The organism is Paraburkholderia dipogonis (assembly GCF_046027395.1).
GTDB classification, from domain to species: domain Bacteria; phylum Pseudomonadota; class Gammaproteobacteria; order Burkholderiales; family Burkholderiaceae; genus Paraburkholderia; species Paraburkholderia dipogonis_A.
In genome coordinates this window covers 149,406-172,338 of sequence record NZ_JAQQEG010000019.1, presented here as the reverse complement: position 1 = coordinate 172,338, position 22,933 = coordinate 149,406, and the positions used below count along the sequence as shown (strand labels likewise).

Annotated in this window: 15 protein-coding genes; 8 read left to right on the top strand and 7 right to left on the bottom strand. The window is 63.4% G+C overall.

Annotated features, from left to right (window positions below):
- Positions 1–108 precede the first annotated feature (108 nt).
- The 6 genes from ilvB (at position 109) to PQR32_RS20810 (ending at position 8,950) form a co-directional block, all read left to right on the top strand.
- Entirely contained in the window at positions 109–1,974 is a 1,866-nt protein-coding gene (ilvB, locus tag PQR32_RS20835) for a biosynthetic-type acetolactate synthase large subunit (protein WP_408231029.1), read from the top strand.
- Positions 1,975–2,062: 88 nt separating this feature from the next.
- Positions 2,063–2,428: a hypothetical protein gene (locus tag PQR32_RS20830; RefSeq protein ID WP_408231026.1), complete on the top strand. Its 366-nt coding sequence runs from the start codon at positions 2,063–2,065 to the stop codon at positions 2,426–2,428.
- A 112-nt stretch (positions 2,429–2,540) separates the two neighbouring features.
- On the top strand, positions 2,541–3,842 hold the full coding sequence (locus PQR32_RS20825) for a TolC family protein (RefSeq protein ID WP_408231023.1): 1,302 nt from the start codon (positions 2,541–2,543) through the stop codon (positions 3,840–3,842).
- Positions 3,843–3,852: 10 nt separating this feature from the next.
- Positions 3,853–5,385, top strand: coding sequence for an efflux RND transporter periplasmic adaptor subunit (locus PQR32_RS20820; RefSeq protein WP_408231020.1), 1,533 nt, complete (start codon positions 3,853–3,855; stop codon positions 5,383–5,385).
- Entirely contained in the window at positions 5,382–8,600 is a 3,219-nt protein-coding gene (locus PQR32_RS20815) for an efflux RND transporter permease subunit (protein ID WP_408231017.1), read from the top strand. Before PQR32_RS20820 ends, PQR32_RS20815 begins: the two co-directional genes overlap by 4 nt.
- Positions 8,597–8,950: a copper-binding protein gene (locus PQR32_RS20810; protein WP_408231014.1), complete on the top strand. Its 354-nt coding sequence runs from the start codon at positions 8,597–8,599 to the stop codon at positions 8,948–8,950. The genes PQR32_RS20815 and PQR32_RS20810 overlap by 4 nt, the downstream gene beginning before the upstream one ends.
- Before the next feature lie 223 nt (positions 8,951–9,173).
- Here PQR32_RS20810 and PQR32_RS20805 read toward each other — a convergent pair whose 3' ends face one another.
- The 3 genes from PQR32_RS20805 to PQR32_RS20795 form a co-directional block, all read right to left on the bottom strand.
- Positions 9,174–10,793 carry a PqiB family protein gene (locus tag PQR32_RS20805; protein ID WP_408231011.1) on the bottom strand — a complete coding sequence of 540 codons (1,620 nt, stop codon included), beginning with the start codon at positions 10,791–10,793 and terminating at the stop codon, positions 9,174–9,176.
- Between the two features lie 163 nt (positions 10,794–10,956).
- On the bottom strand, positions 10,957–11,910 hold the full coding sequence (locus PQR32_RS20800) for a DUF2950 domain-containing protein (RefSeq protein WP_408231008.1): 954 nt from the start codon (positions 11,908–11,910) through the stop codon (positions 10,957–10,959).
- A gap of 22 nt (positions 11,911–11,932) precedes the next feature.
- Positions 11,933–13,300, bottom strand: coding sequence for a DUF3300 domain-containing protein (locus tag PQR32_RS20795; RefSeq protein ID WP_408231005.1), 1,368 nt, complete (start codon positions 13,298–13,300; stop codon positions 11,933–11,935).
- 923 nt (positions 13,301–14,223) lie between these two features.
- On the opposite strand from PQR32_RS20795, the gene PQR32_RS20790 reads away from it, so the two are divergent.
- A complete protein-coding gene (locus PQR32_RS20790; RefSeq protein ID WP_408231002.1) occupies positions 14,224–14,673 on the top strand; it encodes a glycine zipper domain-containing protein in 450 nt (149 codons plus the stop codon).
- A gap of 46 nt (positions 14,674–14,719) precedes the next feature.
- Here PQR32_RS20790 and PQR32_RS20785 read toward each other — a convergent pair whose 3' ends face one another.
- The 4 genes from PQR32_RS20785 to PQR32_RS20770 form a co-directional block, all read right to left on the bottom strand.
- Entirely contained in the window at positions 14,720–17,197 is a 2,478-nt protein-coding gene (locus PQR32_RS20785) for a spermidine synthase (RefSeq protein WP_408231062.1), read from the bottom strand.
- A 277-nt stretch (positions 17,198–17,474) separates the two neighbouring features.
- Positions 17,475–19,157, bottom strand: coding sequence for an arylsulfatase (locus tag PQR32_RS20780; protein ID WP_408230999.1), 1,683 nt, complete (start codon positions 19,155–19,157; stop codon positions 17,475–17,477).
- Positions 19,158–19,284: 127 nt separating this feature from the next.
- A complete protein-coding gene (locus PQR32_RS20775) occupies positions 19,285–20,343 on the bottom strand; it encodes an HAD family hydrolase (protein ID WP_408230996.1) in 1,059 nt (352 codons plus the stop codon).
- A gap of 95 nt (positions 20,344–20,438) precedes the next feature.
- Entirely contained in the window at positions 20,439–21,605 is a 1,167-nt protein-coding gene (locus PQR32_RS20770) for a formylglycine-generating enzyme family protein (RefSeq protein WP_408230993.1), read from the bottom strand.
- A gap of 363 nt (positions 21,606–21,968) precedes the next feature.
- Here PQR32_RS20770 and PQR32_RS20765 point away from each other — a divergent pair, with 363 nt between their 5' ends.
- Positions 21,969–22,928 (top strand): AAA family ATPase, encoded by a 960-nt coding sequence (locus PQR32_RS20765; RefSeq protein ID WP_408230990.1) that lies wholly within the window; start codon positions 21,969–21,971, stop codon positions 22,926–22,928.
- Positions 22,929–22,933: the final 5 nt, after the last annotated feature.

Genomic DNA, 22,933 nt, shown 5'->3' with positions numbered 1-22,933 from the left:
TCGCCCATAAGCTGGTAAGGAACATACGCTGTTCTCGAGTTGGAAGGGAAATCGTCCTTAGTTTTTGGCCGCTGATGTTGTCAGCGCCCGTTTCCATGCGAGCCAGCCATGACCCAAAACCCAAACGTTGCTTTAGACGCTCTCCTGAAACCGCCGGCTGCCGGCGAATCGATGTCGGGTGCCGACATCATTCTGCGCGTACTCAGCGAACAGGGCGTCGATACCGTATTCGGCTATAGCGGCGGCGCAATTTTGCCGACATACGACGCTGTCTTTCGTTTCAACGAAATGCACGCGCAAACTCCCGAGCGCCAGATCAAACTCGTCGTACCCGCCAATGAACAGGCCGCCGGCTTCATGGCCGCTGGTTACGCGCGCGCGAGCGGAAAGGTCGGCGTATTCATGGTGACGTCAGGCCCCGGGGCGACGAACGCGGTGACGCCGATCGCCGACTGTAACGGTGATTCGATTCCCGTCGTCCTCATATGCGGGCAGGTGCCTCGTGCCATGATCGGCACCGATGCTTTCCAGGAAGCTCCTGTCTTTAACATCATGTCGGCGTGCGCAAAGCAGGTGTTTCTGGTTACCGACCCGGCAAAGCTGGAACAGACGCTGCGAACCGCATTCGAAGTTGCTCGCACTGGCCGTCCAGGCCCGGTTGTCGTGGATGTGCCGAAGGACATCCAGAACTGGACCGGCATCTACCACGGGCAAGGAACATTGGAGTTTCGAGGCTACTCCGACCGACTTCGTATGGTGGCAAAAGGCGCTCGTCTCGAAGAGAACAAACGCACCGAATTCTTCGATCTGCTGGCGCAGAGCAAACGGCCGCTGCTGTATGCAGGCGGCGGCATTATCACGGCGGGCGCGACGGCTGAACTGCGTCAGTTTGCAGAGCGCTTCGGGATCCCCGTGGTGACCACGTTGATGGGTCTTGGCGCGATATCCGTGAAGCACGAACTGGGGCTTGGCATGCTGGGCATGCACGGCGCGGCCTGTGCGAACTACGCGGTGGAAGATTGCGACTTCCTGATCGCGGTGGGTGCCCGATTCGATGACCGGGTTGCGGGTGGCCGCCCTGACGCATTTGCGCCGAGAGCGCGGTATGTCGCGCACATCGACATCGATGAGGCGGAAATCAACAAGGTGAAACGGGCGCACTGGACGCACGTAGGCGACGCGAAGGATACCTTGCTGTCACTGATGAAGCATGGTCCGGCCGCGCAACCGCCTTTGGACTGGCTCGATCGTATCAGGGAACTGAAACGGGTCTACGGTATGAACTACGACCGCAATAGTCCGGCAATTCAGCCGCAGTTCGTTGTCGAGAAGCTCAGCGACATTACCGGCGGGCTAGCCATCGTCACCACAGGCGTCGGCCAGCATCAGATGTGGGCCGCGCAATTTTTCGACTTCGTCGAGCCGCGCAGCTTCCTGACGTCGGGCAGTATGGGGACCATGGGTTTCGGGCTGCCCGCGGCCATCGGTGCTCAACTGGCGCGGCCGGATGCCCTGGTCATCGACATCGATGGTGACGGCAGCATCCGCATGAATATTGGCGACCTGGAGACGGCAACCACCTATGGCGTGCCTGTCAAAGTACTGCTGCTCAACAATCTCGGTGACGGGATGATCCGGCAGTGGCAGCGTCTCTTTTACGAGGGGCGCTTGTGCGTGAGCGACAAGTCGCTTCATCGCAAGGATTTCGTCATGGCCGCTCGGGCCGACGGGTTTGAGTTTGCCTGTCGCGTTGACGCAATGAGCGAACTCGAGGACCAACTTAAGGCCTTCGTGGAATTTGACGGACCGGCTTTCCTCGAGGTGATGGTCGACGAGAACGCCGATGTGTTTCCGATGGTGGGACCAGGGCAAAGCTACGCGAATATGATCACCGGGCCGTTCATTCCGTCGCGGGTTGAGCCGGAAACCAAAGGGAAGGGCACGGAGCGTCAGGCGGCTGCGGATATGTTCTAACCATACCTGGTGCTGACTCACCTCACGCGCTCTTACCCGCGCGTCTCAACAGCGTGACAATGCCGATGGCTGCGCTATACTTGCGGCGATGAAAATCCTGCGGACACTTCTCGTCTTGCTGCTGTGTGTGATGCTGCCCCTCAGTGGGCTGGCAGCAAGCGGCGCGGCCGGAGCGTGTCCAATGGAATCCGCCATGACCGGCGACACCGCCGCCATGTCGGCTGATATGCCCGGCTGCGATTCGGCAAGCCCCATGTCCAGCGAACACGCCAAGTCGAAGGTATCGCTGTGCAAGGTGAGCGCCCAGTGTCAGATAGGCAGCCTCTATCACCCCGTTTCTTCTCCCACCGTGACTCGGCCCGCCGGGTCGTTTGTTCCCGTCAGCTTCCACTACGCACAGTCGCTCTCCATCCGCGAGCCGGATGGCCTCTGGCGTCCACCGCAGTCCCTCTAACTCCATCGTTCTGGTTCATCGCGTTTGCGCGGTGATGTCGTCCCGTTTCGGGACGTGAGTTCGTGTGTCCGCTCGCGCGGCTACGCACGGCTCGACCATTCGAGGTTAGACCATGTTTTCCATCATTGGCACGCCGGCATCCAGGCGCGCCCGGGCGGGCGCGTGTGCCGTCTTTCTTGCGTTCGGCCTGTTGGCTGGCCGCGCGGCACACGCCCAGCACGCGGGCTTGACGCTCGACGAGGCGCTTCAAATCGCCACCAGTCGCTCGTCCTCGATCCAGGCTGCGCAAGCCTCGGTTCGCGGAAGTTCGGACGTGGTTGTCAAAGCCGGGCAACTGCCCAATCCCACGCTGAATCTGAGTGTCCAGGACCTGCCTGTCAATGGACCCAATGCCTTCACGATCGGGCAGGACAATTTCACGATGCGTGGCATCGGCATCCAGCAGGAATGGGTCTCTCCTGCCAAGCGCCGGCTGCGGACAACACTGGCCGATCGTGCCGTGGAGCGCGACAAATCGACGTACCTCGAAAAGGTCGCGGAGGTTCGTCAGCAAGTGGCCATGGCCTGGCTCAACGCCATCTACGCAAAAAAAGCCGTCGCCCTGAGTCAGGCGCTGGTTGACCATCTGAGCCAGGAACTCGCCGCAAAACAGGCGTCGTACCGCGGCGCAAAAGGGGCAGCGATCGATGTCGCCCAGGCGAACCTGACGCTTGGCAATGCGCGTGACGAACTGATCAGCGCCGAGCAGGACGAGAAGACCGCGCTGATCACGCTGTCGCGCTGGACGGGGGCGGGCAATGTGCTCGAAGTGGGCGGCACTCCGCCGGCACTCCAGTCACACGTATCCGGTTTAAGCGCCGAGCAGCTTGCTCAGGTTCAGCCTTCGTTGATCGCGGCCCGCGCGGCCATTTCGCTGGCCGATGCCGACACGGAGGTTACCCGAAGCAACCGAAGCCCGAACTGGACCTGGGGGCTGACCTACTTCAAGAGCGGTGGCAAGTTTCCGGACTACGTGTCGGTAGGCGTTTCCATTCCTTTGCCGATTCACCGCGGGAACGTCGAAGACCGCGACGTCGAGCAAAAGTCCGAAATGGGTACGCAGGCGCGGCTCACTTATGAAGATGCCGAACGGCAGGTCGTCGCGGATATCCAGAGTCTGACGGCAAAGCTCGCCAGTGGGCGAGGCCGTCTGGCCAACGCCAAACAAACCGTTCTTCCCGCGGCCGAGCAAAAAGTGCAACTGGCCAATGCCGCTTACCGGTCGGGGACCGGCACGCTCTCCGATGCGTTGGATGCGAGACACACACAGCTCGAAGCGGACCTTCAGGTGTTGAACCTTGAACGGGACGTTTCCCTCGTCTGGGCGCAGCTCGAATATCAGGTTCTGCCGCCCGACCTGACCTCCGGCCAGTAAAAAGAAAAACATGAACCAGAAACTGATCGTACGCGCCGTTGCGGCAGTGTTCACTGCAGCCGCGCTGCTGGGCGCCGGCTATGTAATTGGCAGTCGTCGTGCCGCAACCGAAACACCCATGGCGTCAGCCACGGCCGCGGCTCCATCCGTAGCCGGAGACAAGGTCGACCCAAAGACTGGCCGCAAAGTGCTCTATTGGCACGATCCGATGGTGCCGAACCAGCACTTCGACAAGCCCGGCAAATCGCCCTTCATGAACATGGAGCTTCAACCCGTCTTCGCGGACGAAGGGAGTTCAAGCGGTATCAAGGTCGACTCGACGCTGCAACAGAATCTCGGCATTCGATACGCGACGGTGATCCGGCGGGATGCCTCCGAAAGTTTCGACGCGATCGGAACCACCCAGTTCGACGAGTCGATGGCCGGTGTCGTCCAGTCGCGAGTGACGGGTTATATCGATCACCTGTACGCGAGCGCTCCGATGCAACGTGTCGCGAAGGGAGCGCCGATTGCATCGCTCTTCGTTCCCGACTGGTTGGCGCCTCAGGAAGAGTACCTGGCGCTCAGGCGCGGAGGCATGGATGCCGGCCTGCTTGCCGCGGCACGCGCACGCATGCAGGCGCTGTCGATTCCGGACGGGCTGATTGCCAGCCTCGACCGAACCGGAAAAGCGCAGACCCATGTCACGCTATTCGCCCAGCAAGCCGGCGTGCTGACGGAACTCAACGTTCGCGATGGCGCGATGGTGTCGCCTGGACAAACGCTCGCCAAGATCGCGGGTCTTTCGAAGCTCTGGCTGATCGTTGAGATACCCGAGTCGCTCGCCTTGCAGGTGCAGCCCGGCATGATGGTCGACGCGACGTTCGCCAGCGACGCTTCGCACCACTTTAGCGGCCATATCCGTGAAATCCTGCCGGGCATCAGTCCGGACAGCCGGACGCTGCAGGCGCGCCTCGAAATCGATAACGCAGGACTGAAACTGACCCCTGGGATGCTGATGCGCGCACGGATCAGTGGAGCGGAACCGGTCTCGCGGTTGCTTGTGCCGTCCGAAGCGGTCATCACGACCGGCAAGCGCTCGATCGTCATCGTCAGGAATAGCGACGGCCGGTTGCAGCCCGTGCAGGTCGCGGTCGGTCACGATAGCGGCGACAGCACCGAGGTGACGAGTGGGTTGACCGAAGGCCAGCAGGTCGTCGCATCGGGCCAGTTCCTGATCGACTCGGAAGCGAGCCTGAAGTCCGTGCTGCCGAAACTCGAAGGCAGCGTGGCACCTGCCGCGCCTGCTTCCGCCTCCGAGTCCGCTGTCGCGCAAACCTACGAAACGACCGGCAAGGTCGAAAAAGTCACTAGCAGCGATATCACGTTCTCACATCAACCCGTGCCGGCGCTGGGCTGGGGTGCGATGACCATGACCTTCGGCAAGCCGTCGCCGACGGCCTTTCCGGACGTCAAGGCCGGCGAGTCCGTGCATTTCGTCTTCAAGCCGTCCGACGACGGCTACCAGTTGACGCAGGTCGAACCGGCCGGAGGCGCGAAATGATCGCACGCATCATTCGCTGGTCGATTTACAACCGGTTCCTCGTGCTGCTCGCGACAGTGCTCGTCACCGCATGGGGCGTTTATTCGCTGACTCAAACGCCGGTCGACGCATTGCCGGATCTCTCCGACACGCAGGTCATCATCAAGGCGTCGTATCCCGGCAAGGCGCCGCAAGTCGTCGAAGACCAGGTGACGTATCCGCTCACGACGACCCTGCTGGGGGTGCCGGGCGCCACCACCATCCGCGCCTATTCGTCGTTCGGGGACGCGTTCGTCTACGTGCTATTCGATGACAGGACGGACCCGTATTGGGCCCGCTCGCGCGTGCTCGAATATCTCAACCAGGTGCAGAGCCGTTTGCCACAGGGCGCGACTGTCTCACTCGGGCCCGATGCTACGGGCGTTGGCTGGGTTTACGAATACGCACTGGTTGACCGCACGGGCAAACATGACCTTGGCCAGCTTCGGGCCTTGAACGACTGGTTTCTGAAGTTCGAGCTGAAATCGGTACCGGACGTTTCGGAGGTGGCCAGTATCGGCGGCATGGTGCGGCAATACCAGGTCGTTCTGGATCCGGACAAGCTGCGCGCCTTCGGCATCACCCAGGCTAGCGTCGCGGATGCCATCGGCAAGGCGAATCAGGAATCTGGTGGCTCCGTGGTCGAACTGGCCGAGTCCGAGTACATGGTCAGGTCCTCGGGATATCTGCACTCGCTCGATGATTTCCGCCACATCATGCTGCGCACGAACGCCACTGGAACCCCTGTGTTGCTTGGCGACGTCGCGCGCATTCAGATCGGACCTGAAATGCGCCGCGGCATTGCCGAACTGAACGGTGAAGGCGAAGTGGCCGGCGGTGTGATCGTGATGCGCTCAGGAAAGAATGCGCTGACCACCATCGAAGCGGTCAAGGCCAGGCTCGCCGGCCTGAAGAGGTCTCTGCCGCCGGGCGTCGAGATCGTCACGACCTATGACCGCTCGCAGCTCATCGAGCGCGCAGTCGACAACCTTAAGGACAAGCTCATCGAGGAGTTCATCATCGTCGGCCTGGTCTGCGCGGTATTCCTGTTCCACTTGCGCAGCGCGTTCGTTGCGATCCTGTCGCTGCCGCTCGGCGTGCTGATCGCATTTGTCGTGATGCGTTATCAGGGCGTCAACGCAAACCTGATGTCATTGGGCGGCATTGCGATCGCGATTGGCGCGATGATCGATGCAGCCATCGTGATGATCGAGAACGCCCACAAACATCTGGAGGCGTACGACCACAAACACCCCGATACGCCGATCACGACTGCCCGGCGGTGGGAGTTGATCGCACAGTCGGCGGCCGAGGTCGGCCCGGCGCTGTTCTTTTCGCTTCTGATCATCACGCTGTCGTTCATTCCGGTGTTCTCGCTCGAAGGCCAGGAAGGGAAGCTGTTTGCGCCATTGGCGTTCACGAAGACCTACACCATTGCCGCTGCCGCCGGCTTGTCCGTGACGCTCGTACCGGTCCTGATGGGCTATCTGATCCGTGGCCGGATTCCGCATGAGAACGCCAATCCGATCAACCGTGTGTTGATCCGGCTTTACCGTCCGGTACTCGAAGCGACGCTGCGCCGGCCGTGGGTGGCAATCGGGCTGGCCGTGCTGGCGCTTGCCATCACGATGATTCCCGTGTCGCGGCTCGGCGGCGAATTCATGCCGCCGCTCGACGAAGGGGATCTGCTTTATATGCCGACCGCGTTGCCCGGCATCTCCGCGGACAAAGCCGCCGAGCTTCTGCAGCAGACGGACCGCCTCATCAAGACGGTTCCCGAGGTGAAAAGCGTGTTCGGCAAATCGGGACGCGCCGACACGGCGACCGATCCCGCGCCGTTCGAGATGTTCGAGACCACCATCCAGTTCAAGCCGCGCAGCGAATGGAGGCCTGGGATGACACCCGAAAAGCTGGTGGATGAACTCGACGCGCGGGTGAAGATTCCGGGTCTGTCAAATGTCTGGGTGCCACCGATTCGCAATCGCCTGGACATGCTGTCGACCGGGATCAAGACGCCCGTCGGAGTGAAAATCTCCGGCGCGGACTTGGGGCAGATCGACAGGATCGCCACGCAGGTCGAGTCCGTCCTGAAGAACGTTCCAGGCGTCACGTCGGCGTTGGCCGAACGCCTGAACGGCGGTCACTACATCGACGTCGATATCGACCGGCTGGCGGCCGCCCGCTATGGCCTGTCCGTGACGGACATCCAGTCCATCGTGTCGACCGCGGTGGGGGGCGATAACGTCGGCGAGGTTATCGCGGGCCGCGAGCGCTTTCCGATCAACATTCGGTATCCACGGGAGATCAGGAGCTCCGTCGATACTCTGCGCCAGTTGCCGGTCGTCACGGACCGCGGCGCGCAGATCACGCTGGGCGATGTGGCGACGATCAGAATCTCGGATGGTCCCCCGATGATCCGTAGCGAGAACGCCCGGCTATCAGGCTACGTCTACGTCGACATTCGCGATACGGACTTGCAATCAGCCGTGAAGGCGATGCAGATCGCGGTTGCGCAGCATGTTGACCTGCCGCCCGGCTATTCCATCGCCTGGTCGGGTCAGTTCGAGTATCTGGAGCGGGCGGCCGCGAAGCTGCGAACGGTGATTCCGGTGACGCTCGCGGTCATTTTTGTGCTGCTGTTCCTGACGTTCAACTCGGCGGCCGATGCCTTATTGCTGATGTCGACGGTGCCATTTGCGCTGGTCGGCGGATTCTGGTTGATCTGGATCCTCGGGCACGCCGTGTCCGTTGCGACGGCGGTGGGATTCATCGCGTTGTCGGGCGTGGCGGCCGAATTCGGTGTCGTGATGCTGCTGTACCTGAAGGGCGCGCTTAACCACCGCCTCGACGCAGGCGAGCCCTTTACCGAAGCGACCCTGCTCGACGCCATCCGCGAAGGCGCGGTTTTGCGCGTGCGACCCAAGGCGATGACGGTCGCGGTTGTCCTGGCGGGCCTCATCCCGATCATGCTGGGCCACGGGTCCGGCTCCGAAGTCATGCAGCGCATCGCCGCGCCGATGGTCGGCGGCATGGTGAGCGCGCCGCTCCTGTCGATGCTCATCATTCCCGCCGCCTGGCTGTTGCTGCAACGCCGCCGCGTTGCGCGCATGAAAGCCAGCCCGCAAGAAACGCTTCAATCCCACGTAGCACCCAATGGCACGCTTGTGCCGCAAACTCACTCTGGAGAAAAGCAATGAAGAAGTTGATCACTCTGACGGCTGCATTCTGTACCGGTCTTACGCTCGCCGGCGCGGCGATAGCGGCGGACGATATGGCCGGCATGAAGATGGCCAGCGGCGCCATGGATGCCGGGACACCGAACAAAGCAGCGCTCACCGATGCGGTCATCAAGAAGGTGGATCCGTCCACCGGAATGGTGACGCTTCAGCACGGCGAACTGAAGAACATCGGCATGTCGGCGATGACCATGGCTTACAAGGCCAAGGATGCGGCAATGGTCAAACAGGCCAAGGCGGGCGAAAAGGTCAAGGTTCGCGTTGAAAATGTAGATGGCACGCTGACCATCGTGAAGCTTCTGAAACAGTAACGGTTCGCGATTGCACAGCGATGCGTCGGCGCCTCTCCTACAGCCGACGCATTGCTGTGCCAGTGCCGACGCTGGTCCGGTGGCTGATAGCGCCGTAAGTGCCGATCCTGCGGCGCCCGCGCCATCGTGTCGGAACAATGGCCGCTCACGCACAACATGGTGAGTGTGGCGCGCGTGAATTACGACATGAGCACGCGCCGCCCGCGGGAGGGCCGTGAGGAAGTCATGGCTTGTCTCCAGGTTTGCCGCGCACCAGCGACTCCGGATGGCGCTCCAGATAGTCGGCCAGCGCGTTCAGCGATTGCAGCGTGCGGGTCAACTCCTGCAGCGCCTGGTGCACATCCGACTGCAATGGCGAGTCCTGCTGCAAAGTCGCCTTGGCCGAACCGAAGGTCTGCCTCGCGGCGGCGAGCGTATCGCGCGCCTGTGGCACGACTTCGTTGTTCAGCCGATTGAACAGCGCGTCGGCGTTCTTCAGCGACGTGTTCAGATTCGAGCCGATCTGATCGAACGGAATCCGATTGAGTTTCTTCGCGATGTCGGCCACCTGCGTCTGCAGCGCGTCGAGCGTGTTCGGAATGGTCGGCAGCTGGACCGGTTCGCTATTGGCGTCGAACTTGACGGGTGCGGCGTTCGGGAAGAAGTCGAGCGCGATGTACAACTGGCCCGTGAGCAGGTTGCCGGTGCGCAACTGGCCACGCAGGCCGCGCTGGACGAGACGCACCAGCAGGTCGTGGCCGGCTGCAGTACCCGCCTCGGGCATCGTCGTGCTACGGGAACGCCGCCGCAGCCGGTCCGGGTACAGATCCAGCGTCACCGGCATGACGAAGCTGCGCGCGTCCGGGTCGTATTCGACGCCGATGTCCGTCACCTGGCCGAGCACGATGCCGCGGAAGTCGACCAGCGCGCCCACTGAAAGCCCACGCAGCGACTGGTTGAAGATCATTACGGCGCGCACCGGTATGCCGTCCGGCGCGCGCATGGCGTCCACTTCGTCGGCGGCGAGCCGGAAGTCGGTTTTCTCCGCGGCCAGCGTGCCCATCGGCTGACCCGGCGGCGTCTGGAATGCAAGGCCGCCAATCAGGATCGCCGCGAGCGATTGCGTGTTGACGACGAAGCCGGCCGAATCGAGCCGCACGTTGACGCCACTCGCATGCCACCAGCGCGAATTGGTGCCGACGTACTGGTCGTACGGCGCGGCGACGAACACCTGCATCGTCACGCCCGTGCCGTCCTTGTCGAGCGAGATGCCATAGACCTGGCCCACCTGCACGCGCCGGTAGAAAATCGGCGAGCCGATGTCGATCGAACCGAGCGAATCGCCATGCAGTGTGAAGCGATGGCCTTTCTGGTTGGCGGTGATGGGCGGCGGCGTCTCCAGCCCGACGAACTCGGTTTGCGTTTGCGTGGAGTGGCCGACGTCCACGCCGATATATGCGCCCGAGAGCAGTGTGCCGATGCCCGACACGCCGCTCGCGCCCACGCGAGGGCGAACCACCCAGAAGCGTGTGTCCTTGACCGCGAAGCCTTCCGCCTGCTTCGTGAGTTGCACGGCGATCTGCACGTGCGTCCGATCCTTCGACAACGTGATCGACTTCACCGAACCGATTTCGACGTCCTTGTACTTGACCTGGGTCTTGCCGGGTTCTAGGCCCTCGGCGTTGTCGAAGACGATCGTGATGGCCGGACCGCGCTCCGTGACTGCCTTGATGACCAGCGCGAGACCGATCAACGCCGCGATCAGCGGCACGACCCAGACGAGCGAGGGCAGCCAGCTGCGCCGCGGCGCGATGTCGGGATCGGGCAGCTCGGGCGGCAAGGCGGGTCCTTGCGAGCTACTCATGACGGGCTCCGAAGCGTGGCTGGGTGTGGCCTGGCTGCCGCTCGCCGCGCGGGCGCGGACGCGGGCGCGGATCGAACTGCATCGCCATGCTCACCGCTGGTCCCGGGGCGCCGTGCGCCGGGCGCCGCCAGCGCGATTGCGCCCGGCGGTGCTGATGCCGCGTTCAGGGTGTCACGGCCTCCCACGACGAGTCTGGATCGAACGATTTGAGCGCAGCGGCGGCGGCCGCCGAATTCGGGCCGAGGTTCTTCTGATAGATCTGTCTGTCCTGATTGACGATAAAGCTCATCACGCCCGTCTTGCCGTATTCGGCTGGCCACGCGACGACGCCGTAGCCCTTGGTCATCGTGCCGTTCTCGACGTAGTTCTGACTACCGCCTTTGGCATGCGGCCCTTGCGCGGTCAGGATGCGGAAGTGATAGCCGTAATAACCCTCTTTCGAGATGTTCTCGGTATGCGGCATCGCCGCGGCGAGAGGGCCGAGCGGACTCTTTGCTTCATCCGGCGCGGTCGGCCAGTACAAGCCGTCGTGCTGGCCCGGTGTGCTGAGAATGCGTTGCGCGTAATGCTGGGTCGACGCTTGATATTCGCCTTGCGCATCGAGAATGGCGAGCGATATCAGCATGGCCGCGTTCTCGTTGCGGCCGATGCGGCGTGTCGCGATCTCATCGCGGGCGACAGTGGGATCGAAGCGCCAGCCTTTGGACGTCTGCACGAGCGGGATCGGCAACGTCCAGCCACTGGTGCCGACCGACAGATGCTTGCTCGCTTGACCGTTCAGCGGCGCCGGATCGTCGACGATCTGGTGTCCCTTCGACCATGCGCCGAGAAAGTCGTAGATGTCCTGTTCGCCGATGTTTTGCGTCGGAATGAAGCGGTTGAAGTCCTTACCGAGCACATGCTGCATGGCGGGGTGGTCGCTGCTGGCGAGCGCGCCGACGAACGCGTTGACAGCGGCCTCGGGTGTCGGGTACACGGCTTGTGCATGCGCCTCGGACGCGCCGGACAGCAGCACGGCGAGCCCGAGGACGGTAGCGGCGCGGCGCGGGTCGAGCACGAGAGCAAAGGCTTCGGCCAGACGTGCGCCGGGGGTGTGGAACATGCGGATGCGGATCATGAGCGGCTCCTGTGAGATCGGTTCAACGTTGCCGGCCGAAGTGACGCTGACCGCCGCCACCCGCGCCCAGACCGCCGCCGCGCGGCTGTCCGCCGCCGCCCGCGCCGAAACCGCCGCCGCGTTGTTGTCCGCCGCCGCCCGCGCCCAACCCGCCGCCGGCGCGCTCGCCACCGCCTCCCGCTCCAAGATTGCCGGTACGTTGCTGACCGCCACCGTTCGCGCCGATGCCGCCGCCGCGGTTGTTCGCCTGCGCCTGCCGGCTGGCTTGCCCGCGCTGCACGTCTCGCTGCGCGTCGCCGCCATTGCCCGCGCCGCGTAACGCGTTGTCGCGGTTCACGTTCTGCGCGCTGTCGCGAATGTTCCCGGTCGTGTTGCCGCCCTGGTGGATGCCCTGCACGCGCTGGCTGGCCGTTCCACCCAGGTTCTGACCGGTGCGGTTCTGCAAGGTCTGCTGCGCCTGCGCACGCGACGCTGCCGTCGCCGACGTATCGCGCCCGCGATATGCATCGCGCTGCGCGCTGCTCACGTTGGCCGTAGTGTTGCGGTTGAAGGTGGAATTACGGTTCCAGTTGGTCGTGCTGCTATTCACGTTGAGCTGTCGATTCACATTGATGTTGTTGTACTGATTGACGTTGATGTTGACGCTGTGATTGTTCCAGTTGACGTTGCTCCACAGCGAACTGGTGATCGCGACGCCGACGCCGAACGCGAGACCCGCGGCGAGGCCGCTGGCCACGGCATAGCCCGGCGGGGGCGGCACGTACACGGGCGGATAGGCCGGATAGGGCCACGTGCCGTAGACGACCGTGGGGTTGTACGTCGGCACATAGACGACCTGCGGGTTGACCGGCACGATCTGGATCGTGCTCTGCTCGACCACCACTTTCTGCTGCGGGTTGGTCTTCAGGTTGCCGGCCTGCTGCGCCTGCTTGCGCAAGCGTTGCACGGAATCCATCACGTCGTTCGGCTGCGCGAGGAAGGCGTTGCCGAGTTGCGTGACCCAGTCGGGTTTCGACGCCATGGTGGCCAGTACCTGGGGAAACGCCACCAGCGATTGCACGCTCGGGTCCCACGGCTCCGACGCGACCGCCTTCACGGCGTCGTCGCCCTGAAGTTTCGGATTGGCTTTCGACCATGCGGCCGCCGCTGGCACGTCCTGCGGAAAGGTGGAGGCCATCAGCACCTGCGCGAGGAGGGCGTCGGGGTAGAGCGCGATCGGCGCGGTCAGCGAGTCCAGTTGCTGGTTCGAGATTTTCGCCGGGGTCTGCGCTGGGGTCTGCCCATAAGCGGCCGGCGCCGCGACCTCGAGGAAAAGCGGCGAGCCGCCCAGTACGGTCAATGCGGCTAGAAGAATTCGCGATCCTCTCTGGTATGCCCTGGAGCGTTTCACGATCAGGTCTCCCTTGTTGGAAGTTGTTTGTGGCGCAGTGGTGCGGTGCGTGAGACGTCGACGCCGTGACCGCGCCTCTGAGCGGCGGTCACTTGAGACCGGTTTGATCACCGGTGCAGCGGACGGTGATACAAGACGGCGAGAATCGAACTTCGAACGGACTCCGAATCGTCTTTCAGACAACTTGAACCCGGACCATCCGAGTCCCTGTGTGCGGTTTGGCAAATTCACGACGACGCACGGCACTGCGCCGCGTGCGCAGTGCCAGTGATGCGCGCATGCGAGACATCGTGAATCGCAATGGCAAGATTAACAAACCTTTTCCGCCGACGTGTGCAATCTTTTGCCCAAGTAAATTCTAGTTGAATTTCCTTTGTTGATGGATTAGCGGCGTGATGCTTGCCGGGTTTTTTCGACGGTCAGCGCTTCTGACACGCTTCTTGCCTTTCGCGCCGAGGTTTCATACGGTGTTTGAAGCACCACCGAAATAGTCTGCGTGTTAACCGAAGAGGTCAAGCCGCACCTGACTCAGCGTGCGCCTGCTGCGTTTTCCGAGGAACGTCGTAGGGCGGCGGATCGGCCACCTTCCTGAACCCAAACTCCGCACACGGAGCTCCGCTATCCATTTGCATGGCGCCAGGTCCATTGGGATCGTTTCAGTCGTGATGCATGAATATCGTCCTGCCGCATAGGTTATTTGTGCGTGGGTGATATCGTTGAAAAGGCTGCACGTGAAAACGACCGAATAATAACGCGGCCCGATATCAATCGATTTAGATAAAAACACTTTTTCGTTAAGCTTTTTCCGAACCCTTCCAGCTAATCTCTGGTTCCTGCGCCGCAGTCGGCGAAGCGGTGAAAGGCGCGGGCACGTCTCGTCCGTGCCTGCGCCACTCGAGCACCCAACTCAAAGAGAGACTGATATGAAGCGATTCGCCCTGGTGATCCTGGTCAGTATGAGCGCGCTCGCCCTGGCACAGAAACCGGCCGTTTATCCTGCGCATGGGCAGAGCCAACAGCAGCAGATGTCGGACGATGGCGCGTGCTATTCATGGGCAAAACAGAACACCGGCATCGACCCAGCGGTCGTCGCGCAAACGCCTCCGCCGCCGTCGGGGCCGACCGGCGCGCGCGTTCGGGGCGCGGCGCGCGGGGCGGCAGCGGGCGCGATCGTCGGCGACGTGAGCAATAACGACGCGGGACACGGCGCGGCCGTTGGCGCGACCGCGGGCGCGCTCGCCGGTGGGGCGCGCAGCCGTCAGCAACACGCCGCGCAGGCGCAAACGGCGCAGGCTAATCAGCAAGCGGCGATGAGCACTTATTGGCACGCGTATGGCGCATGCATGCAAGGCAAGGGCTATACGGTGCAGTAGCCGCGCCACATGGATCGGCACATCCAGGCCGAGGCACCCGTTACCGCTACTGTTCGTCGCCGACGAACCAGCGGAAATAGGGATTATCCGGCTGCGCGCGCAAAGCATTGCTAACGTCGCGAGACCACGCCTCGCGCTCGCCGCGGTATGCGTCAAGACCCGCGGCATAGAAACTTTGCAGCGCGCCGCGTTCCGCGTTCAGGGTCGCGCGGAAAGTCTCATCGGCATGCAGCAACGGTGGCTCGCTACGCAGCGCGAGCAGATGCGTGAACGTGTCCGCGAAACTGTCCCGCCGCACCCACGCCGCGTATTCGATACGCGGCCGGTCATCGGTGACGGGCGGGGCTTCCGCGGTGTAATAGGCGAGGCCGGCGCGATCGGTGATCCACGTCGCCAGCAGCGCCGCCGGCGACGCCACGCCCACCTCGCGCAATGCCGCCGCCACCTGTGGTTGCGCGAAGCGCGACGCGATACGCGGCACATCCAGTTCGATCGGCTGCATCGAGCCGATCAGCATCATCTCGTGCAACTCGGTGGTCCACAGCGCGGCGTACGGAAACACCTGGATGAAGCTTTGGATCAACGAGCGCGTATCGTCTTCGTTCTGGGTCGGCAGAGGCAGCCATTGCGCGACGATGCCGCCCGTTTGCAGACGCGAGGCCGCCAGCCGGTAGAAATCCGACGAGTACAGATTGACCACGCCGGCCGCTGAAGGAGGCGGCGGTTCGAGCGTGATCAGGTCGTAGCGTTCGCTGCTGCGTAGAAGTTCGCGCCGTCCGTCGCGCAGACGGATATCGACGCGCGGGTCCGTGCTCATGCCGTAGTTGCCCTTGAACCGCGGTGCCGCGCGCACGACCGCCGGCAGCAGTTCGGCGACCACGCGCTTGTCGAGGCCGGGCCACGTGAGCAGCGCGCCGCCCGTGATGCCCGTGCCGAGTCCGATGACGAGCGCGCTGCGCGGCGTATCGCGATGAACCAGCAGCGGCAGCAGCGCTTGCAGGCGCATATAGCGCAACGACGTCATGGCATCGCCGGAGTTCGAGACGCCTTGAATGTAGAGACGCCGGAACTGTTTCTGGCCCGCGCCCTGTTCGATCACTGCAACAGTGCCGCCCGCGCTCTCTTCGTAGGAGATCAGATTGCCGCCGCGCGCACCGGCGAGCAGGGTGGCGAGCCGGTCCGACGGTGTCAGCAGCACGGCGCACAGCGTGGCCGCGGCCAGCACCGGCACGCTCCAGCGCGCACCGCGCCGCACGCCTTGACCGCGCCACACGGCGACGCCGCCCACCGCGCCGGCGAGGACGGCGAGCACCGCGAGCGCATGCACCACGCCGAGCGCCGGCACGAGCAGGAAGCCGGCGAGCAGCGTGCCGGCGATGCCGCCCGCGGTATTCAGCGCCACCACCGCGCCGACATCGCGGCCGGTGTGCCGTGCATCCACGCTCACGCGCAGCGCGAACGGAAATGCCGCGCCCAACAACAGCGTCGGTATGAAGACGATGCACGCGGCTGCGACCGCGAAGCTCGCGCACATCGCGGCAAGCAGGCTGCCGGTGGCGGAAAACGCGGCCGCGCGTGCAAGGCTTTGCCATTGCAGCAGCCAGCCGCCCAGCGCGGTGACTTCCAGCAACGCGACGAATCCGGCCGCCACGATCAGCAGCGCGAACACGCCCCACGGATCGCGCGTGCGGTCGACACGGCGCGAGGCGAGCGCGCTGCCGAGCGTCAGTCCGAGCAGATAGGTGGCGAGCACGATCGCAAAGGCGAAACTGCGCGTGCTGATGAACTGCACGATCACTTGCGACCACACCACCTCGTAACCGAGCGCGATGCCGCCCGCGAATGCATAGAGGGTGATGGCGAGGCGTGCGCCGGGCTTGTCATTTGCTGCGGCGTCATCATCGGAAGGCGCCATGTCGAGCGGTGGCAAAGTCACGGGCGCCTGCGCGGAATCGCCACGGTTAATCAGCAGCGCGACCAATGCGGCCGCCGCGTTCAACCCGGCCGCGGCGAACGCGCTGCCCCGCACCCCGAGCGACGGAATCAGCACGAACGCGCAAACGAGCGTCCCCGCGATCGCGCCGCCCGTATTGGCCGCATAGAGGCGTGCGCCAGAGCGGCCCAACTGCGTGGCGCGCGGACCCAGGGCGCGCATCAGCACCGGCAGCGTGCCGCCCATCAGCATGGCAGGCAGGCCGACCAGTGCGAACGGCAACGCCCACGCCAGCGGCCCGGCGCGCTCCTGCAGCCAGGCGAACGGCGCGGCCGCGTGCGCCAGCGCGAGTGTGCCGGCCACGGCCAGCAGCAGCGCGCCGCCTTCCAGGGCGGCGTAAAACAGCAAAGGCCGCGACAGGCGGTCGGCGAGTCGGCCGAGCAACCAGCCGCCCAGCGCGAGGCCCGCGAAAAACGCGCTGACGCCGGTCGTGACCGCCTGCACGTCGACGCCCACGACAAGCGCCAATTGCTTGATCCACAGTACCTGGTAAATCAGCGACGCCGCGCCCGATGCAAACAGCAGCAGCATCGGCCAGGCGACGGACAATGCGGGGGCAGCGGCGGGCGCCTCCGCGGAATTCGGCGAGTCCTGTTCGAGCGGGTCGCTTCGTCCTGAAGCCCGCGCCTGCGCGCGTGCCTGTGCGCGGCGCTCACGACGCGGACTCTTGGCGCGGTGGGTCAGCGTGTGCGTCATCGATTGAAATTGAATGGTGTTGATGCGGCGCGTGGCATGCGCCGTTCGGGTGATGCGTTGCGCGCGCCATCGGAGGGCGGCGCGCGCAACGGAGGACGACGCAGGCGCAGGGCTACTCCAGTCCGCGTTTCTTGAACGACTCGTCGATCTTCCTGTCGACCTGCCGGCGCACGCCGTCCACGCTGAAGCTCGCGGGCCGCTGGCTCGGCGGATACGTGACGAAGGTCTGCAGGAATGTCGAGGCTTTCAGTGTCGCTATGCCGGTCAGATAGGCATTCTTCGTCACCCAGTCGTTGTACTGATCCGAGGTGATGTCCGCCCGTTCATAAGGATCCATGCGCAGGTTGAATATCTTCGGCAGGCGCAGGCAGACGAGCGGGTCCTGCCAGATATTCAGGTTGCCCTTCGCTCGCTGCTCGCAGAAGACCGCTTTCCAGGCGTTGCCGTCCTGGTCCCAGCGCATGGCTACCAACTGGCCGTCGTCGTCGAAATAGTAGAACTCCGTGCGCGGGTCCTGGGTCGTCTGGCCCGTCAGGAACGGCAACTGGTTGTACCCGTCGAGATGGTTCTTGAAGCTCGTGGCACCTGCCTTGGGCGCCCATCCTTTCATCAGGCGATCCTTCACAGCCCCGTCTCCCGCGGCAGCAAGCAGCGTCGGGAACCAGTCGAGCCCCGAGAACATCTGGTTCGACGTTTCGCCCGCCTTGATATGCCCCGGCCATCGCACCATTGCCGGCACCCGGAACGCGCCTTCCCAGTTGGAGTCCTTCTCGCTGCGGAACGGCGTGGTCGCCGCGTCCGGCCACGAGAATTGATTCGGCCCGTTGTCGGTCGTGTAGATGACAATGGTATTTTTGGAGATGTTCAGATCGTCCAGCAGCTTGAGCAGTTTGCCGACGTCCTGATCGTGCTCCCACATGCCGTCGGCGTATTCGTTGCCGGGCATGCCGCTCTTGCCCCTGAACTCAGGACGAACGTGCGTGAACACGTGCATGCGCGTGTAGTTCATCCAGACGAAGAAGGGCGTGCCGTTCTTGACCTGCTTGCGGATGAACTCTTCCGCGTGCGCACCGGTTTCGTCGTCGATGGTCTCCATGCGTTTGGCCGTGAGCGGGCCGGTGTCCTGAACCTTGCCATCCGAGGTGCTATGAATCACCCCGCGCGGCGAGAAGTTCTTCACGTAAGGATCGTTCTTGTCCTTAGGCCAATACGGACGCTCGGGTTCTTCTTCGGCGTTCAGGTGGTACAGGTTGCCGTAGAACTCGTCGAAGCCGTGATTGGTCGGCAGGTACTCGTTCTTGTCGCCAAGGTGGTTCTTGCCGAACTGGCCGGTGGCGTAACCGAGCGGCTTGAGCGCCTGCGCGATCGTCATGTCGCCCTTTTGCAGGCCGACCGGCGCGCCCGGTGCGCCCACCTTGGACAGCCCCGTGCGCAACGGCGACTGACCCGTAATGAAGGAAGAGCGGCCCGCCGTGCAACTGTTTTCGGCGTAATAGTCCGTGAAGATCATGCCTTCGTTGGCAATGCGGTCGATATTCGGCGTCTTGTAGCCGACCACGCCGCGCGAGTAGGCGCTGATGTTCGTCTGCCCGATATCATCGCCAAAAATCACGAGGATGTTCGGTTTCGCCGACGACCTGGCGGCCGGTTGTGGCGCGCTCGTCGCAGCGGGTTTGGCCGCGGGTTGAGTCTGCGCGGGTGCGTTGATCGATGGAAGGATCAGCACACCGAACACGGCAAGGGCCAGCACGGTCGCCCCCAACGCGTAACGCCCTTTTTTCAGCACCTTTGTCATTGTGTCGCTCCAATGGAGTTGACGCCTATCTGCCCGTTATTCGCCCGTCATGCCTTGCTCCGCGTGACGGGGTTGCCCCTCGTCGGCCGCTGTCCGCCTGCGGCCTGCGTTCGCCGCCTTGTGCGGCTTACTGCTTCGGCGCCGGAAACACCGTTTGCCAGTCGTCCTTCATGCTGACCACTGTCCAGCCGTCGGCGACCGCTTCGTCCCACGCTCGGTCGAGCTTGCCGACTTTCGACGCACGGTCGTACGCGAACTCGCGCGCGGCATCGTCGTGATGCAGCAGCAACGCGAGATGCCGCCCTGGACCGCTCGCGGTGTACTGCAGCATCTGCAAATCGCCGTCGGAGTTGCCGAACGCGAGAATCGGCTTGCGGCCGATGTTGCGATAGATGCCGACGGGTTTGCCCGGACCGTCGTCGACGAAATCGAGTTTCGGCAGGCGGACGAGCGCGGGCCGGCCGTCGCGCAACTCGTACTGCACGACCTGGCTGGAGCCGATGATCTGCTCTGGCGGAATGCCGTAAACCTTCTCGGCCCACACACGCATGAACTCGATCGTGCCGCCCGAGACGATGAAGGTCTTGAAGCCGTTGGCGCGCAGATACGCCAGCAATTCCAGTTGCGGTTGATACACGAGCTCCGTGTACGGCCGGTTGAATTTCGGATGGCGCGCAGTGTCGAGCCACGCGTGGATGGTCTTGTCGTAGTCGTCGACGCTCATGCCGCTATTGGCGACCGCGACCAGTTGTTGCAACGCCTTCTGCTGGTTCGCGAGCGCGCCGTAGTCTTTCGCGACGAGCGCCTTGAAAGCCGGGTTGTCTTTCCACTCGGGATGCTGCGGCGCGGCCGCCTTCACCTGTTCGAGCATGAAGACGAACTGGAAATACAGCGGCTGTTCGCTCCACAGCGTGCCGTCGTTGTCGAACACGGCGATGCGATCCGCGGGCGGCACGAACGTGGGCGAGCCTTCGCGGGTGATATCGCTGACGAAGGACTCGATCGTCTGTTTGGCAGGCGTGTCACGCCATGAAGACAAGGTGGCGACGGGTTGCCTGGCCGTGGGCTCGGCGTGTGTGACGGCATCATGTTGCGCGGCGCAACCGGTAAGACTCAGTACGACGCCTGCGGTCCGGATCAGGCGCAGGGCACGGCTCGACCACACAGGCTGATGGCACGGTTGCATCCGGGCTCCAGTTCGATTGGACAGACAATCGCGACGCGCGCCGACACCTTGTGGGCGCGAGAAACAGTGGTTAAGTAACGATCAACCCCAGCGATCTACCCGCCGGCGATGCCAGGCGCGCCCGCGGCCCTCGCCGAGGCCTGACGGGCGCCGCTTTCTTTCCAGGTGTCTTCGTCCATCACCAGGCGAAAGCCGAGATGCGACATGCTGTTATAGGGATCGGTGCCGCGTCTCGCGCTGGGCCGGTAGCTCAGGCAGTAGGTCTCGTTGCACAGGAACGAACCGCCGCGTGTCACGCGCTTGGGGGCGTCGACAGGGACGCCCTGGTCGGCGGGATCCCACGAATCGTGCGGGCCCACCGGGTTGTTGATCGCGCTCGTGCTCACCGCCTCGCGTCTGAACTGATCCGCGCGATACCAGTCGGCCACCCATTGCCAGGCGTTGCCGGTCATGTCGGAGAGGCCGTAGCCGTTGGCCGGAAACGTGCCCACCGGACTCGTGCCGAGCGCGCCGCCCGCTTTCGGATTGACGACCGGAAACGACTGCGCCTGCTGGCCTTGCCACACGTTGGCCATCTGTTTGCCGTCAGGGGAGAACTGCTCGCCCCACGCGTACGTGGCCTGTTCGAGGCCGCCGCGCGCGGCGAATTCCCATTCGGCTTCCGTCGGCAGACGCTTGCCGGCCCATTTCGCATAAGCCTGCGCATCCTCGTAGGAGACCTGAACCACAGGGTGGTCGCCCTTACCGATGATGTTGCTGTCGGGTCCAGTCGGATGACGCCAGTTGGCGCCGGGCACATAGCGCCACCACTGCGAGTAATCATCCAGCGGCACCGGACGATTGGTGCCGACGAACACCATCGCGCCCGCCACCATCGCGCTGTCGGGCGGACGCGGCGTGCCTGGCGGCAACTGCACTTTCAGCGTGTCCCAGTCGGGCTTCTTCTCGGCGGTGGTGACGTAGCCGGTAGCTTCGACGAAGCGGCGGAATTCGGCGTTCGTGACGTGATGGCGGTCCATCCAGAAGCCGTGCACCTTGACCTTGTGCGCGGGACGCTCGTTAGGCTGGGCCTGTTTGGCGTCGCTGCCCATGAGGAACTGACCGCCGGGCACCCAGGCCATGCCGAGCGGGCCGTGCGTGCCGTCGCCGAGGACGATTTGCGGATGAGCAGGAGTGTGCGGCGTGAAGGCCCAACTGACCGCGGCGCCGACGCATGCGGGAAGCATGACGAGCAGGGTGCCCCATAGCAACAGTTTGCGCATGCGTGAGGCACGCGTTGCTGTCGCGGCGGCCGTTCCGCTCGAGCGGGACGGCTTGGCTGGCCCTCGATCTCTTGCACTCGTCATCTTTTCTCTCACGCAGTGAAACGGCCGGGTCGTCGCATGTGACGGTCGACTCTCTATTTCGAGCTTCAGGACAAGCTTAGCGATACAGAATAAGGATGTTGCACTCGTGCAAACGAGCCAGTTGGAGAGTAGCAATTTTTTTCCGATATTTCATAATTTTTTTTTAAACAAGTTGGAAGCTTTGACGAATACGCGGAGGTGCATTACCGTGTCTGCGGCGAGCATGGCATCCGGGTCGCCCAATCAGATATCACATAATGACTTGAGAGAGAAAGCACGATGCGCGAGACCGTTCTGCAGTTCGAAGCGAGCGTGAATGAAGCGGTCGTGGGCCAGCAGGCCGTGGTTCGGCAGGTGTTGATTGCATTGCTGGCGGACGGCCACGTCTTGCTGGAAAGTCTGCCGGGGCTTGCCAAGACGCGCACGGTCAAGGCGATTGCCACGCGGCTCGCGGCCACCATGAGCCGCATTCAGTTCACGCCGGATCTGTTGCCATCCGACATCACCGGCGCGGAAACGCTGCTGCAATCCGGCACCGAACGCACGCTCAGTTTTCAACCCGGACCGATTTTCGGCAATCTGATTCTCGCCGACGAAATCAACCGCGCGCCGGCCAAGGTTCAATCCGCCTTGCTCGAAGCGATGGAAGAGCGGCAAATCTCAGTCGCGGGAAAAACGCACCGCATGTCCGCTCTGTTTCTCGTGATGGCGACTCAGAATCCGATTGAACAGGAAGGCACTTATCCATTACCCGAAGCGCAAATGGATCGCTTTCTTCTCAAGGTGCTGATCGACTATCCGTCGCCCGATAGCGAAGTCGCCATGCTGCGGCTGCTGCGGCACGAGAGCAATGCGCCCGCCGAGACGCCGACGGTGCTGTCGCAGGATGTCATTTTCGCGGTGCGCGACGAAATCCGCCAGATTGCCGTGGCTCCGGCGATCGACGACTATATCGTGTCGATCGTCAATGCGACGCGTCACGGCGCGGAACTCGACGCGGATCTCGGCAAATGGATCGAAGTCGGCGCAAGCCCGCGCGGCGCGATCGGCCTCGACCGCGCAAGCCGCGTAGAGGCGTGGCTGCAGGCGCGCAGTTTCGTTACGCCCGACGACGTGCGCGCCGTCATGCATCCCGTGCTGCGGCATCGCCTGATCCTTTCTTACGATGCGAATGCGGACAGTATCAGCGCCGACCGGGTGATCGACCGTCTGGTGGAAAAGGTGGCGGTGCCGGCCTGATCCGG